Origin of the sequence: Streptomyces sp. DSM 40750 (genome assembly GCF_024612035.1) — a bacterium.
Lineage (GTDB): Bacteria > Actinomycetota > Actinomycetes > Streptomycetales > Streptomycetaceae > Streptomyces.
Map to the genome: position 1 here is coordinate 3,198,943 of NZ_CP102513.1, position 13,626 is coordinate 3,212,568.

At 70.5% G+C, this 13,626-nt stretch carries 15 protein-coding genes and 1 riboswitch; of the genes, 8 read left to right on the forward strand and 7 right to left on the reverse strand.

Annotated features, from left to right (window positions below; genetic code table 11):
• Positions 1-20: 20 nt before the first annotated feature.
• Positions 21-404 carry a hypothetical protein gene (locus tag JIX55_RS14260; protein ID WP_257563685.1) on the reverse strand — a complete coding sequence of 128 codons (384 nt, stop codon included), beginning with the start codon at positions 402-404 and terminating at the stop codon, positions 21-23.
• 52 nt (positions 405-456) lie between these two features.
• A riboswitch (TPP riboswitch) is annotated at positions 457-568 on the forward strand.
• Between JIX55_RS14260 and thiO the strand changes: the two genes are divergently transcribed.
• The 5 genes from thiO to JIX55_RS14285 all read left to right on the forward strand — a co-directional run bounded on the left by thiO (position 566) and on the right by JIX55_RS14285 (position 5,884).
• Positions 566-1,741 carry a glycine oxidase ThiO gene (gene thiO, locus JIX55_RS14265; protein ID WP_257563686.1) on the forward strand — a complete coding sequence of 392 codons (1,176 nt, stop codon included), beginning with the start codon at positions 566-568 and terminating at the stop codon, positions 1,739-1,741. It overlaps the preceding riboswitch by 3 nt.
• 14 nt (positions 1,742-1,755) lie before the next feature.
• Entirely contained in the window at positions 1,756-1,956 is a 201-nt protein-coding gene (gene thiS / locus JIX55_RS14270; protein WP_257569323.1) for a sulfur carrier protein ThiS, read from the forward strand.
• Between the two features lie 4 nt (positions 1,957-1,960).
• On the forward strand, positions 1,961-2,755 hold the full coding sequence (locus JIX55_RS14275; protein WP_257563687.1) for a thiazole synthase: 795 nt from the start codon (positions 1,961-1,963) through the stop codon (positions 2,753-2,755).
• A gap of 162 nt (positions 2,756-2,917) precedes the next feature.
• On the forward strand, positions 2,918-4,837 hold the full coding sequence (gene pknB, locus JIX55_RS14280; RefSeq protein ID WP_257563688.1) for a Stk1 family PASTA domain-containing Ser/Thr kinase: 1,920 nt from the start codon (positions 2,918-2,920) through the stop codon (positions 4,835-4,837).
• Between the two features lie 156 nt (positions 4,838-4,993).
• Positions 4,994-5,884: a deoxyribonuclease IV gene (locus JIX55_RS14285; RefSeq protein ID WP_257563689.1), complete on the forward strand. Its 891-nt coding sequence runs from the start codon at positions 4,994-4,996 to the stop codon at positions 5,882-5,884.
• A 9-nt stretch (positions 5,885-5,893) separates the two neighbouring features.
• On the opposite strand, the gene JIX55_RS14290 is transcribed toward JIX55_RS14285, so the two are convergent.
• Both JIX55_RS14290 and JIX55_RS14295 read right to left on the reverse strand, forming a co-directional pair.
• Entirely contained in the window at positions 5,894-6,127 is a 234-nt protein-coding gene (locus JIX55_RS14290; RefSeq protein WP_257563690.1) for a hypothetical protein, read from the reverse strand.
• A 96-nt stretch (positions 6,128-6,223) separates the two neighbouring features.
• A complete protein-coding gene (locus tag JIX55_RS14295; protein ID WP_257563691.1) occupies positions 6,224-6,871 on the reverse strand; it encodes a sulfite oxidase-like oxidoreductase in 648 nt (215 codons plus the stop codon).
• A 174-nt stretch (positions 6,872-7,045) separates the two neighbouring features.
• Between JIX55_RS14295 and bfr the strand changes: the two genes are divergently transcribed.
• Positions 7,046-7,525 carry a bacterioferritin gene (bfr, locus tag JIX55_RS14300; protein ID WP_257563692.1) on the forward strand — a complete coding sequence of 160 codons (480 nt, stop codon included), beginning with the start codon at positions 7,046-7,048 and terminating at the stop codon, positions 7,523-7,525.
• Positions 7,526-7,565: 40 nt separating this feature from the next.
• Here bfr and JIX55_RS14305 read toward each other — a convergent pair whose 3' ends face one another.
• Positions 7,566-7,799, reverse strand: a complete 234-nt coding sequence (locus JIX55_RS14305) for a (2Fe-2S)-binding protein (protein ID WP_257563693.1) — start codon at positions 7,797-7,799, stop codon at positions 7,566-7,568.
• A 154-nt stretch (positions 7,800-7,953) separates the two neighbouring features.
• Positions 7,954-9,303, reverse strand: a complete 1,350-nt coding sequence (locus JIX55_RS14310) for a class II 3-deoxy-7-phosphoheptulonate synthase (RefSeq protein WP_257563694.1) — start codon at positions 9,301-9,303, stop codon at positions 7,954-7,956.
• Positions 9,304-9,573: 270 nt separating this feature from the next.
• Between JIX55_RS14310 and JIX55_RS51440 the strand changes: the two genes are divergently transcribed.
• Both JIX55_RS51440 and JIX55_RS14315 read left to right on the forward strand, forming a co-directional pair.
• Positions 9,574-9,630 carry a trp operon leader peptide gene (locus JIX55_RS51440; protein ID WP_076973970.1) on the forward strand — a complete coding sequence of 19 codons (57 nt, stop codon included), beginning with the start codon at positions 9,574-9,576 and terminating at the stop codon, positions 9,628-9,630.
• A 117-nt stretch (positions 9,631-9,747) separates the two neighbouring features.
• A complete protein-coding gene (locus JIX55_RS14315; RefSeq protein ID WP_257563695.1) occupies positions 9,748-11,625 on the forward strand; it encodes an anthranilate synthase family protein in 1,878 nt (625 codons plus the stop codon).
• 120 nt (positions 11,626-11,745) lie between these two features.
• Here the strand turns inward: JIX55_RS14315 and JIX55_RS14320 are convergent, their stop codons facing one another.
• Both JIX55_RS14320 and JIX55_RS14325 read right to left on the reverse strand, forming a co-directional pair.
• Complete coding sequence (locus tag JIX55_RS14320) at positions 11,746-12,774, reverse strand: 6-phosphofructokinase (RefSeq protein WP_257563696.1); 1,029 nt, start codon at positions 12,772-12,774, stop codon at positions 11,746-11,748.
• 154 nt (positions 12,775-12,928) lie between these two features.
• Entirely contained in the window at positions 12,929-13,576 is a 648-nt protein-coding gene (locus JIX55_RS14325; RefSeq protein WP_306820114.1) for a response regulator, read from the reverse strand.
• Positions 13,577-13,626 lie beyond the last annotated feature (50 nt).

Sequence of the window (13,626 nt, forward strand, 5' to 3'; positions counted from 1 at the left end):
GACAACTGACAATCAGTCAGTCAGCCGGTGGGGCGACGGCCGCCCTCCGTGAGTCGGCCCGCCGCCTCGTCGACCTGCTCCACCACGCTCGTCCCGCTGCCCGGCTGCGACTCCCACTCCCAGGTCTCCTCCAGCCGGACCCTCCCGTCGGGCAGTTCGACCACCAGGGACACGCAGTGGCCGGACGCGGTGGTCCCGTCGGTCTTCAACTGCACGTACCGGAAGTCCAGGCGGTCACCCGCGCGCGTGCCCACGAGATGACCCCGTACGACGTCGCCGCCCGCGTACTCGGCCCAGATCTCGCCGTCCTTCTCGTGATACGCGAACCGGGTGCGGGTGCCCACCTGACCTGGGGCTTGGTCCGCGACGGGGGCGAGGACGAGACCGTCGAGCGAGCGTGGCACGAGCGGAGGCTCCCTTACTGGGACGAGCGGCGAGGGCTAGGGTGGGCCACCGTAGAGCACTCGCGGGAGCCCGGACGCACCGGGCTGAGAGGGAGGCTGGCGGCCTCCGACCGTACGAACCTGATCCGGGTCATGCCGGCGAAGGGAGGGGCTGGACGCCCATGTCGCGTACGCACACATCAGACGTCCTCGTCGTCGGGGGCGGAATCATCGGGCTGGTCACGGCGTGGCGGGCCGCGCAGCGCGGGTTCGCCACAGCCGTGGTCGATCCCGATCCCGGCGGCGGGGCCGCGCAGGTCGCGGCCGGGATGCTCGCCGCGGTCACCGAGCTGCACTACGGCGAGCAGACGCTGCTGGGGCTCAACGTGGAGTCCGCGCGCCGCTACCCGGACTTCGCGGCCGAGCTGACGGAGGCGACAGGCCTCGACCTCGGCTACCGCCGCTCGGGCACGCTCGCGGTCGCGCTCGACGCCGACGACCGCGCCCATCTCCGGGAACTGCACGCTCTGCAGCGCCGGTCGGGCCTGGCGTCGGAGTGGCTGAACGGGCGCGACTGCCGCCGGCTGGAGCCGATGCTCGCGCCGGGCGTGCGCGGCGGACTGCGCGTCGACGGGGACCACCAGATCGACCCGAGAAGGCTCTCCAGGGCCCTCGTCGCGGCCTGCGAGCACGCCGGGGTGGTGTTCCACCGGACCTGGGCCGAGGAGCTGTCGGTGGTCCGACAGCGGGCCGCCGGGGTCCGGACCGGCGACAGTGACCAGGTGACGGCCGGACAGGTCGTCCTCGCCGCGGGCAGCCTCAGCGCGCGGCTCGCCGGGGTCCCGGACGAGGTGCTGCCGCCGGTGCGGCCGGTGAAGGGGCAGGTGCTGCGGCTGACCGTGCCGAAGCGGTACGCGCCCTTCCTCAGCCGGACCGTGCGGGCCGTGGTCCGCGGCAGCCACGTCTACCTGGTGCCGCGCGAGAACGGCGAACTCGTCGTCGGCGCGACCAGCGAGGAGCTGGGCTGGGACACGACGGTGACCGCGGGCGGGGTCTACGAGCTGCTGCGCGACGCCCATGAACTCGTCCCCGGGATCACCGAACTCCCGCTCACCGAGACCCGCGCGGGCCTGCGCCCCGCCTCCCCCGACAACGCTCCGCTGCTCGGCCCCACCGAACTCGACGGCCTGCTCCTCGCGACGGGCCACTACCGCAACGGGGTGCTCCTCACCCCGGTGACCGGCGACGTCATGGCGCACGTCCTGACCAGCGGTGAACTACCCGAGGAGGCCCGCGACTTCACGCCGTTGCGGTTCCGCGCCGGCGCGGCCCGCGAACTCATGGAGCAGCCCGCATGAGCGCCACCGGGACACTGAGCGTCCTCGTCAACGGGGAGCGGCGGCAGATCGCCCCCGGCACCGCCCTCGACACGGTCGTGCGGACGCTCACCGCGTCCCCCTCCGGTGTCGCCGCCGCGCTCAACGAAACCGTCGTCCCGCGCGCGCGGTGGACGTCCACCGCCCTCTCCGAGGGGGACCGCGTCGAGGTCCTCACCGCCGTCCAAGGAGGCTGATCCCATGGCAGACGACCCCTTCGTCCTCGGCGGTACGACGTACTCGTCCCGCCTGATCATGGGCACGGGCGGCGCGCCCAGCCTCGACGTCCTGGAGCGCGCGCTGGTGGCCTCCGGTACGGAGCTGACGACGGTCGCGATGCGCCGCGTGAACGCGTCCGTGCACGGCTCGGTCCTGTCCGTGCTCGACAAGCTGGGCATCCGGGTGCTGCCCAACACGGCCGGGTGCTTCACGGCGGGCGAGGCCGTGCTGACCGCCCGCCTGGCGCGCGAGGCGCTCGGCACCTCCCTGGTCAAGCTGGAGGTCATCGCCGACGAGCGCACACTGCTGCCCGACCCGATCGAGTTGCTCGACGCCGCCGAGACCCTCGTCGACGACGGCTTCACCGTGCTGCCGTACACGAACGACGACCCCGTCCTCGCGCGGAAGCTGGAGGACGTGGGCTGTGCCGCGATCATGCCGCTCGGGTCGCCGATCGGCTCCGGGCTCGGGATCCGCAACCCGCACAACTTCCAGCTGATCGTGGAGCACGCGCGCGTCCCGGTGATCCTCGACGCGGGTGCCGGTACGGCGTCGGACGTCGCGCTCGCGATGGAACTGGGCTGCGCCGGTGTGATGCTCGCCTCCGCCGTGACCCGCGCCCAGGAGCCGGTCCTCATGGCCGAGGCCATGCGCCACGCGGTGGAGGCGGGACGACTGGCGCACCGTGCGGGCCGGATCCCCCGGCGCCACTTCGCGGAGGCGTCGTCACCGGCCGAGGGGCTGGCCCGGCTGGATCCGGAGCGGCCGGCGTTCTGAGGCGGATCTCACCCCACCCCACCATCACTCGAACAGCCGAACGAGTTCGGCCGAACACCTGCCTGTCACAGTCCTCCGATCTCGGTCACAGCTGTGCTGCAGTACGTCTCGGTCGCCACGGAACTCATCGGCGTGTCAGCGGCGGCTCGTACACTCACCTGCGTGGACACGACCCTTCAGGACCCGCTTGTCGGCCAGGTGCTCGACGGCCGGTATCGAGTCGAGGCGCGGATCGCGGTCGGCGGGATGGCCACGGTCTACAGGACCGTGGACACCCGCCTGGACCGTGTGCTCGCGCTCAAGGTGATGCATCCGACGCTGGCCGCGGACCGGACGTTCGTCGAGCGGTTCATCCGTGAGGCCAAGTCGGTGGCGCGGCTGTCGCACCCGAACGTCGTGGGGGTCTACGACCAGGGCACCGACGGGTCGTACGTCTACCTCGCGATGGAGTACGTCGCCGGCTGCACCCTCCGTGACGTGCTGCGCGAGCGCGGGGCGCTGCAGCCCCGGGCGGCGCTGGACATCCTGGAGCCGGTGCTCGCCGCGCTCGGCGCCGCGCACCGCGCCGGCTTCGTGCACCGGGACATGAAGCCCGAGAACGTGCTGATAGGGGACGACGGCCGGGTCAAGGTCGCCGACTTCGGGCTGGTACGGGCCGTGGACACCGTCACCAGCACCACCGGCACCGTCCTCGGCACCGTGTCCTACCTCGCCCCGGAGCAGCTGGAGCACGGCACGACCGACACCCGCGTCGACGTGTACGCGTGCGGCGTGATGCTCTACGAGATGCTCACCGGCGGCAAGCCGCACGCCGGGGACTCCCCCGCGCAGGTGCTGTACCACGCGCTCCACGACGACGTGCCGCCGCCGTCGGCCGCGGTGCCGGGGCTGCCGTACGAGCTGGACGCGCTGGTCGCCTCGGCGACCGCCCGCAATCCGGAGCTGCGGCCCTACGACGCGGTCGCGCTGCTCGCGCAGACACTGGAGGCGCGGGCCGGGCTGAGCGGCGAGCAGCTGGACGCGGTGCCTCCGCGGGCGATAGCCGGCGGCCACGACAACGCGGAGGACCGGACGAGCGTGATCCCGCGCTCGCTGTCCGTGTCGCGGTCGGCGTCGCTGGACCCGGACCAACAGCTGAACCGTACGAGCCGGTTCGAGTCGCCTCCGCCGCCGTCCCGGCGCGCCAGGAACGCCCCGGCGCCCCGGCGCGGGTTGCTGGCGATCGTCGTGGCCGTGCTGCTCGTGCTCGGTGTGGGCGGGGGCGTCTGGTACATCAACTCGGGCCAGTTCACCCAGGTCCCGGCGGTGCTGCAGCAGAGCCAGGCGGAGGCGGAGAAGCGGCTGGCGGCCGCCGGACTGGATGCCGACGTCAGGCGCGCGTTCAGCGACACCGTCAAGCGCGGCAAGGTGATCAGCACCGACCCGGCGCCCGGGGAGCGGATCCGGGACAACGACACCGTGACGGTGACGATCTCCAAGGGCCCCCAGACCGTGCAGGTGCCCGACCTGAAGGGCTACCGGCTGGACCTCGCGAAGACCCGGCTGAAGAACGACGGGCTCGAACCGGGCCTGGTCACGCGGGAGTTCAGTGACGAGGTCATCAGGGGTCAGGTGATCAGCACCGAGCCGGGCTCGGGCACCGAGGTCTCCTCGGGCTCGGCCGTCAGGCTCGTGGTCAGCCGGGGCGCCCCGGTGGAGGTGCCCGAGCTGTCCGGTGCCTCGGTCGAGGACGCCACCGCCGAGCTGGAGGCGGCGGGCCTCAAGGTGAAGATCGCCTCGGAGCAGGTCAACTCCGAGTTCGACAAGGGGCTCGTGGCCGAGCTGTCGCCGGTCGCGGGCAAGCAGGTCGGCACGGGCGACACCGTCACCCTCACGATCTCCAAGGGACCCGTGATGGTCGAGGTCCCGGACGTCGTCGGCGACAGCGTCGACGAGGCGACCCAGAAGCTCAAGGCCGTCGGCTTCGAGGTCGATGAGGACCGGGGGCTGCTCGGACTCTTCGGCGACGAGGTCAAGGGCCAGTCGGTGGACGGCGGCGACACGGCGGCCGAGGGGTCGACGATCACGATCGAGATCGGCTGACCGAAGCCGGCCGTTCCCGACCGGTCGGCCGGGGCCGAGCGTGGGGACCGGCCGCGGGAGGTCGGCCGGGCGGGAGTCGTGAGAGGCGGGGGCGTCCGGGCGGCAGCCGTCGAAGCCGCCGGTCGGGCGCCCCGGGCCGCATGACACCCTTGTCCGGTGAGCACTCAGCAGTCCCCCAGCCTCTCCGGCCCGTCCCGCAACCCCGTCGGCGGACATGTCCCCGTCGCCGGTGGTCTGAACTCCGTCGGGCTGACGTACGCCCGTGATCTGAAGGCCGAGACGGTGCAGGTCTTCGTCGCCAATCCGCGTGGCTGGGCGACGCCCGTCGGGAATCCGCGGCAGGACGAGGAGTTCCGGGAGGCCTGTGCGGCCGAGTCGATCCCCGCGTATGTGCACGCGCCGTACCTGATCAACTTCGGGTCGCACACCGAGGCGACGGTCGAGAAGTCCGTGGAGTCGCTGCGGCACTCGCTGCGCCGGGGGCGGGAGATCGGCGCCCTGGGGGTGGTCGTGCACACGGGGAGCGCGACCGGCGGGCGGGACCGGTCGGTGGCGCTGAAGCAGGTGCGCGAGTATCTGCTGCCGCTGCTGGACGAGCTGACCCATGACGACGACCCCTTTCTGCTCCTGGAGTCGACGGCGGGCCAGGGGGCCTCCCTGTGCTCGCGCACCTGGGACTTCGGCCCGTACTTCGAGGCGCTCGACGCCCATCCGAAGCTGGGCGTCTGCCTGGACACCTGCCACATCTTCGCGGCCGGGCACGACCTGACCGGGCCGAGCGGCATGCACCAGACCCTCGACCTGCTGGTGGACACCGTCGGCGAGGGCCGGCTGAAGCTGATCCACGCCAACGACTCCAAGGACGTCGTCGGCGCCCACAAGGACCGCCACGAGAACATCGGTTCCGGCCACATCGGCGAGGACCCGTTCCGCGCCCTGATGACCCACCCCGCCACGGAAGGCGTCCCGCTGATCATCGAGACGCCGGGCGGTAAAGAGGGCCACGCGGCGGACGTGGAGCGCCTGAAGAAGCTCCGGGACGGCTGAGGCGCCGGGTCAGTCCTTGTTCTCGACCAGCACGTGCGAGGTGTCGACGATGTGGCCCACGAGCACGATGAGCAAGCCGTCACTGATGACGTACTCGATCGCCATGGTGTTGGAGAGCGCGACCGAGCGCGTGTTCTCGTCATCGGAGATGGCTGCGGAGATCTTGGTGCGGGGATCCTCGGCCAGTGTGGCGAGCCCCTCGTGGAACACCTCGAGGCGGTCGTCCGGAAGGCTGTCGCGCACGCGCGCCGCGGCCTCCGAGAAGATCACATTGAAGAAGGCCCTCTTGGCTCTCCTGCACGGTTGTCCTGTTGACCGGCGTTGAGCTTACCGGCAGTTTCAGAGCTCGGGCCCGTCGCCCGGCTCCTCCTGGTAGGAGTACCGCTGTTCCTGCCACGGGTCGCCGACGTTGTGGTAGCCGCGTTCCTCCCAGAAGCCGCGGCGGTCGGCGGTCATGTACTCGATGCCGCGGACCCATTTGGGGCCCTTCCAGGCGTACAGGTGGGGGACGACGAGGCGGAGGGGGAAGCCGTGCTCGGCGGTGAGGAGTTCGCCGTCCTTGTGGGTGGCGAAGATGGTGCGCTCGGAGGCGAAGTCGGTGATCCGGAGGTTGGAGCTGAAGCCGTACTCGGCCCACACCATCACATGGGTGACCTCGGGGGCGGGCGGCGCGATCTCCAGGATCGTACGAGCCGGGATGCCGCCCCATTCCGCGCCGACCATGCTGAACTTCGTCACGCAGTGCAGATCGGCCACGACCGAGTCGTACGGCAGAGCGGTGAACTCGTCGTGGGTCCAGCAGTGCTTCTCGCCGTCGGCGGTGGCGCCGAAGACCCGGAAGTCCCAGCGCTCGGGACGGAACTTCGGGACGGGTCCGTAGTGTGTGACCGGCCAGCCGCGCTGGAGTCGCTGTCCCGGCGGGAGCTGCGACGACGCCGCGTTCTCAGATGCGCGATCTCCTGATTCGCGTTCCACCGGCTGACCCATGACTCCATCCTGACAGACCCCGAGTGGTGCACATGACCAGCCCCCACCCGACTCGGGCATTTCGGACTAAGGCTGCACTTACTTACTAAGCTTGCACTTACTGGACGATCTTCTACGGCGGTGCAATCATCGCGGCGCAACCTCCCAGTTCCCCGCTTGGAAGGAGCCTCTGCGATGCAGGGCGACCCCGAGGTCATCGAATTCCTCAACGAGCAGCTGACAGCCGAGCTGACCGCGATCAACCAGTACTTCCTGCACGCGAAGATGCAGGAGAACTTCGGCTGGACGAAGCTCGCGAAGTACACGCGTCACGAGTCGTTCGACGAGATGAAGCATGCGGAGGTGCTCACCGACCGGATCCTGTTCCTGGAGGGGCTGCCGAACTACCAGCGGCTGTTCCACGTCCGGGTCGGGCAGACGGTCAAGGAGATGTTCGAGGCCGACCGGATGATCGAGGTCGAGGCGATCGACCGTCTCAAGCGCGGCATCGAGGTGATGCGCGGCAAGGGCGACATCACGTCCGCGAACATCTTCGAGTCGATCCTCGAGGACGAGGAGCACCACATCGACTACCTCGACACCCAGCTGGAACTGCTGGAGAAGCTCGGCGATGCGCTCTACATCGCGCAGCTGATCGAGCAGCCGGAGAGCTGAGCCCTGCGAGGGCGTTCCTGACAGCCGAGCCCCACGAGGGCTAAGCGGCTTCCTCGAGTTCCTCGAAGTCCGAGAGCACCGGCTGCCCCTGGTCGGCCAGCTCACGGCGCGGGCACGCGCCCCTGCCCAGGATCGCCTGGATCCGGCGTACGCACGAGCCGCAGTCCGTGCCCGCCTTGCAGGCGGACGCGATCTGACGAGGGGTACAGGCGCCGTCCGCGGCATGTTTCTTGACCTGCTGCTCGGTGATGCCGAAGCAACTGCAGACGTACACGCGGTCCACCTCCCGCCGGGATCGATGAGGGCGCCATCCCGATGATCGGTGAGGCTAACCTAACCTTACCCGGCGCATAAGAACCGCAAAAGTGGAGTGGGGCGCGGATCGTATGTGATCCGCGCCCCACTCCACTCCGCTGCGACAGCTGTCGCTAATCCCGGTACAGCTCCGCAACGAGGAACGCCAGGTCCAGGGACTGGCTGCGGTTGAGCCGCGGGTCGCAGGCCGTCTCGTAGCGCTGGTGCAGGTCGTCGACGAAGATCTCGTCGCCGCCGCCCACGCACTCGGTGACGTCGTCGCCGGTGAGCTCCACGTGGATGCCGCCCGGGTGGGTGCCCAGACCCTTGTGGACCTCGAAGAAGCCCTTGACCTCGTCGAGCACGTCGTCGAAGCGGCGGGTCTTGTGGCCGGAGGCCGCCTCGAAGGTGTTGCCGTGCATCGGGTCGGTGACCCAGGCCACGGTCGCGCCGGAGGCGGTGACCTTCTCGACCAGCTCGGGCAGCTTGTCGCGGACCTTGTCCGCGCCCATGCGCACGATGAAGGTCAGCCGGCCCGGCTCGCGGTCCGGGTCGAGGCGCTCGATGTACTGCAGCGCGTCCTCGGCCGTGGTCGTCGGGCCGAGCTTGATCCCGATGGGGTTGCGGATCTGCGAGGCGAACTCGATGTGCGCGTGGTCCAGCTGGCGGGTGCGCTCACCGATCCACACCATGTGCGCGGAGACGTCGTACAGCTGCCCCGTGCGCGAGTCGACGCGGGTCAGCGCCGACTCGTAGTCGAGCAGCAGCGCCTCGTGCGAGGAGAAGAACTCGACGGTGCGGAACTCCTCCGGGTCGGCCCCGCAGGCGTGCATGAAGTTCAGCGCCTGGTCGATCTCGCGGGCGAGCTGCTCGTAGCGCTGGCCGGACGGGGACGACTTCACGAAGTCCTGGTTCCAGGCGTGCACCTGGCGCAGGTCGGCGTAACCGCCGGTGGTGAAGGCGCGGACCAGGTTGAGCGTGGAGGCGGAGGCGTTGTACATCCGCTTCAGGCGCTCGGGGTCCGGGATACGGGCGGCCTCGTTGAAGTCGAAGCCGTTGACCGAGTCGCCGCGGTACGTCGGCAGGGTCACGCCGTCGCGGGTCTCGGTGCCCTTGGAGCGCGGCTTGGAGTACTGCCCGGCGATGCGGCCGACCTTCACGACCGGCACGGAGGCCGCGTACGTGAGGACCGCGCCCATCTGGAGCAGCGTCTTGAGCTTGTTACGGATGTGGTCGGCCGAGACGGCGTCGAAGGCCTCGGCGCAGTCGCCGCCCTGGAGGAGGAACGCCTCTCCCTTGGCGACGGACGCCATCCGGGCGCGCAGCTGGTCGCACTCGCCCGCGAAGACGAGCGGCGGATACGACTCGAGCTCCGCAACGACTGCGCGCAGAGCCTCGGTGTCGGGGTACTCGGGCTGCTGCGCCGCGGGCAGGTCTCGCCAGGTGTTGCCAGCGCTCGCGCTGGACTTAGCGTTCACGGTCACGACGTCCACATTACGGGGTCATGTCGGGCGTCCATCCCCCTGCTCATCAAGTGAGACGAACCCCGCTCGATCGGAGCGGGGTCCGTGGACGGGTGTCGTGGGCGGCCGGCGTCGGTGCGGATCCATGACCGCCGGGTCGGTGAGACCGGCGGCGAAGACCGTGCGCGGGGAGAGGTTGGCCTCGCCGGTGCAGCCGTCGCAGGCCTTTCTCGCCGACCGTGGGGTGTTGACCACGTGAGTTCCCGGAGGTTGTCCGGTAGGGTGCGGCGCATGTTCGCGCACTCGATCCAGAACTGGTGGTGGACCGCTCATCCGGCGGCCCACTGACTGCGCGTACGCAAGACTTCGCGAAGGCCGCCCGAGGGGCGGCCTTCGGTGTTTCCAGGGCCCGGCCGTTCCTCCCGATCACCGCGATGACCGTGATCCCCCAGGGAAGAGGAACCCATGGACCTGGCTCGGCTCCTGTCCGACGACCGACCGTTCGCCCTGCTGCGCCGCCGCACGCCCGGCCTCCACGACCACGACACGGTGGAGGTCCTGATCGGCCCGGTGACCACGTACGAGCGGCTCGCCGACATCCCCGACGAGGGGCTGGCCCTCGTCCCCTTCCGGCAGATCCGCGAACGCGGCTTCGACGTCCGCGACGACGGGACGCCCCTGTCGGTGCTGAGGCCGGAGGAGTCGTACGAGCTGCCGCTGGCACAGGCCCTCGCGGAGCTGCCCGCGCACGACGTCCGGGTCGAGGGCGGCGGCTTCGACGTGGGCGACGAGGAGTACGCGGAGATCGTCGGCCGGGTGCTGCGCGAGGAGATCGGGCGGGGCGAGGGCGCGAACTTCGTGATCCGGCGGACGTACGAGGGCTCGGTCCCCGGCTTCGGTCGCGCCGACGCGCTCGCGCTGTTCCGGAGGCTGCTGGAGGGCGAGCGGGGCGCGTACTGGACGTTCGTGGTCCACACCGGCGAGCGCAGCCTGGTCGGCGCCAGCCCCGAGGTGCACGTCCGGATGTCCGGCGGGACGGTCGTGATGAACCCGATCAGCGGGACGTACCGCTACCCGGCCGGGGGCCCGACGCCGGAGGACCTGCTGGCCTTCCTCGCCGACGGCAAGGAGATCGAGGAGCTCTCGATGGTCGTCGACGAGGAGCTCAAGATGATGTGCACGGTCGGCGACATGGGTGGGGTCGTGGTCGGGCCCCGGCTGAAGGAGATGGCGCATCTCGCGCACACCGAATACGAGTTGCGCGGGCGGTCGTCGCTGGATGTGCGGGAGGTGCTGAAGGAGACCATGTTCGCCGCGACGGTCACCGGGTCGCCGGTGCAGAACGCGTGCCGGGTGATCGAGCGGTATGAGCCTCTCGGGCGGGACGGTGTTGGGCGCGGGTATTACGCGGGGGCGTTGGCGCTGGTGGGGCGGGATTCCGGGGGTGCGCAGACCCTCGACTCGCCGATTCTGATCCGTACCGCCGACATCGCGGCGGACGGGCGGCTGAAGGTGCCGGTGGGGGCCACGCTCGTCCGGGGGTCGGATCCGGCGAGTGAGGTCGCCGAGACGCACGCCAAGGCGGCGGGGGTGCTTGCGGCGCTGGGAGTACGGCCCGGGCGGCCTGGGCGGGAGCGGGTGCGGCCGGTGTTGGCGGAGGATCCGCGGGTGCGGGCGGCGTTGGACGGGCGGCGGGGCTCACTGGCGCCGTTCTGGCTGCGGATGCAGGAGCGGACGGCCGAGCTTGCGGGGCATGCGCTCGTCGTGGACGCCGAGGACACGTTCACCGCGATGCTCGCGCATCTGCTGCGGTCGTCGGGGCTGGAGGTGACGGTACGGCGGTACGACGAGCCGGGGCTGCGGGAGGTCGTGCTCGGGCATGAGGGGGTGGTGGTGCTGGGGCCCGGGCCCGGGGATCCGGCGGATGTCGGGGATCCCAAGATGCGGTTCCTGCGGTCGCTGACCGCCGAGGTGGTGCGGGGGCATCGGTACGGGGTGCTCGGGGTGTGTCTCGGGCATGAGTTGATCGCGGCGGAGTTGGGACTGGGGATCGTGCGGAAGGAGGTGCCGTATCAGGGGGCGCAGACGGAGATCGACCTGTTCGGGCGGGCCGAGACCGTCGGGTTCTACAACAGCTTCGTGGCCCACTGTGACGACGGGGCGGCGGGCGAGTTGGCGGCGCGTGGGGTCGAGGTCAGTCGTAGTGCGAGTGGGGAGGTGCATGCGCTGCGGGGTGCCGGATTCGCGGGGGTGCAGTTCCATCCGGAGTCCGTGCTGACGTTGGACGGGGTGGCCGTGGTGCGGGAGTTGGTGGCGGGGGTTCAGTCCTTGCGCGCGCTCTAGGGGGGCCGGTCGCGCGGTTCCCCGCGCCCCTCAAAAGCAGGGGCGCGGGGAACCGCGCGAGCAACCACACACCACTCGCACCCGCCGCACAACCGAACCCCCCGCGCTCTCCCGCGCGTCTCAGCCGAAGAAGACCCCGACCTCCTCGTACAGCTTGGGGTCGACCGTCTTCAGCTTGGCCGTCGCGTCGGCGATCGGGACGCGGATGATGTCGGTGCCGCGCAGGGCGACCATCTTGCCGAAGTCGCGGTCGTGGACGGCGTCGATGGCGTGGAGGCCGAAGCGGGTGGCGAGCCATCGGTCGAAGGCGCTGGGGGTGCCGCCTCGTTGCACATGGCCGAGGACCGTCGTACGGGCCTCCTTGCCCGTGCGCTTCTCGATCTCCTTGGCCAGCCATTCGCCCACGCCGGAGAGGCGGACATGGCCGAAGGAATCCAGGGACTGGTCCTTCAGGACCATCTCGCCGTCCTTCGGCATCGCCCCCTCCGCCACGACCACGATCGGCGCGTACGACGCCTTGAAGCGGGACGTCACCCAGGCGCACACCTTGTCGACGTCGAAGCGCTGCTCGGGGATGAGGATGACGTTCGCGCCGCCGGCCAGGCCGGAGTGGATGGCGATCCAGCCCGCGTGACGGCCCATCACCTCCACGACCAGGACACGCATGTGCGACTCGGCGGTGGTGTGGAGGCGGTCGATGGCCTCCGTCGCGATGCCTACCGCCGTGTCGAAGCCGAAGGTGTAGTCCGTGGCCGAGAGGTCGTTGTCGATCGTCTTCGGGACGCCCACGCAGGGGATGCCGTACTCGTCCGACAGGCGCGCGGCCACCCCGAGCGTGTCCTCGCCGCCGATGGCGATGAGCGCCTCGACCTCCTGCTTGGCGAGGTTGTCCTTGATCCGGCGGATGCCGTTCTCCTGCTTGAGGGGGTTGGTGCGCGAGGAGCCGAGGATGGTGCCGCCACGGGGCAGGATGCCGCGCACGGCGGGGATGTCGAGGCGGACGGTGTCGTTCTCCAGTGGTCCCCGCCAACCGTCCCGGAAGCCGACGAAGTCGTAGCCGTACTCCTGCACGCCCTTGCGGACGACGCCCCGGATGACGGCGTTGAGCCCGGGGCAGTCGCCGCCTCCGGTCAGTACTCCGACGCGCATGGAAATGTCCCTTCGCCGCGGTTGCCTGGTGAGGGTCACGCTAATAGTGATCCAGGTCACTTCGGCATGCACGGGAGGCCGATTCCGGCGAATTGCGCCTGAACGTAGATGAGTTGATCAAACCTCGTTCACTCTATGGGGTGATTCGGGCTGTTTACTCGTCGTCGAGACCGCGCTCTATGGCATAGCGGACCAGCTCCACCCGGTTGTGGAGCTGGAGCTTGCCGAGGGTGTTCTGGACGTGGTTCTGGACCGTGCGGTGCGAGATGACGAGGCGCTCGGCGATCTGCTTGTAGCTCAGGCCCTTGGCGACGAGACGCAGCACCTCGGTCTCGCGGTCGGTGAGCTGCGGCGCCTTGGGCTCGTCGGCGCCCGGCGCGGGGGCGGGCTCGGAGGCGAGGCGGCGGTACTCACCGAGGACCAGGCCCGCGAGACCGGGGGTGAAGACGGGGTCGCCGACCGCGGTGCGGCGTACGGCGTCGATCAGCTCCTCGGTCGACGCCGACTTCAGCAGGTAGCCCGTCGCGCCGGACTTCACCGCCTCCAGGACGTCCGCGTGCTCGCCGCTCGCCGACAGGACCAGCACACGCAACGCCGGGTTCGCGCCGACCAGTTCCTTGCAGACCTGGACGCCGGGCTTGGCGGGCAGGTTCAGGTCCAGTACGAGGACGTCGGGCGCGGCGGCCCCGGCGCGGCGCACCGCCTGTTCGCCGTCGCCCGCCGTGGCGACCACGTCGAAGCCCGACTCGGCCAGGTCGCGGGCGACGGCGTCGCGCCACATGGGATGGTCGTCGACCACCATGACCTTGATCGGGCCGCTCCCGCCGGGCTTTGCCTGTCCGTCCACCGGCC

Coding starts and splice junctions, on each gene's coding strand:
- thiO (WP_257563686.1), top strand. CDS start 566: ATGTCGCGTACGCACACATCAGACGTCCTCGTCGTCGGGGGCGGAATC.
- JIX55_RS14315 (WP_257563695.1), top strand. CDS start 9,748: ATGGACCTGGCTCGGCTCCTGTCCGACGACCGACCGTTCGCCCTGCTG.
- JIX55_RS14275 (WP_257563687.1), top strand. CDS start 1,961: ATGGCAGACGACCCCTTCGTCCTCGGCGGTACGACGTACTCGTCCCGC.
- JIX55_RS14295 (WP_257563691.1), bottom strand. CDS start 6,871: ATGGGTCAGCCGGTGGAACGCGAATCAGGAGATCGCGCATCTGAGAAC.
- JIX55_RS14320 (WP_257563696.1), bottom strand. CDS start 12,774: ATGCGCGTCGGAGTACTGACCGGAGGCGGCGACTGCCCCGGGCTCAAC.
- JIX55_RS14325 (WP_306820114.1), bottom strand. CDS start 13,576: ATGGTGGTCGACGACCATCCCATGTGGCGCGACGCCGTCGCCCGCGAC.
- bfr (WP_257563692.1), top strand. CDS start 7,046: ATGCAGGGCGACCCCGAGGTCATCGAATTCCTCAACGAGCAGCTGACA.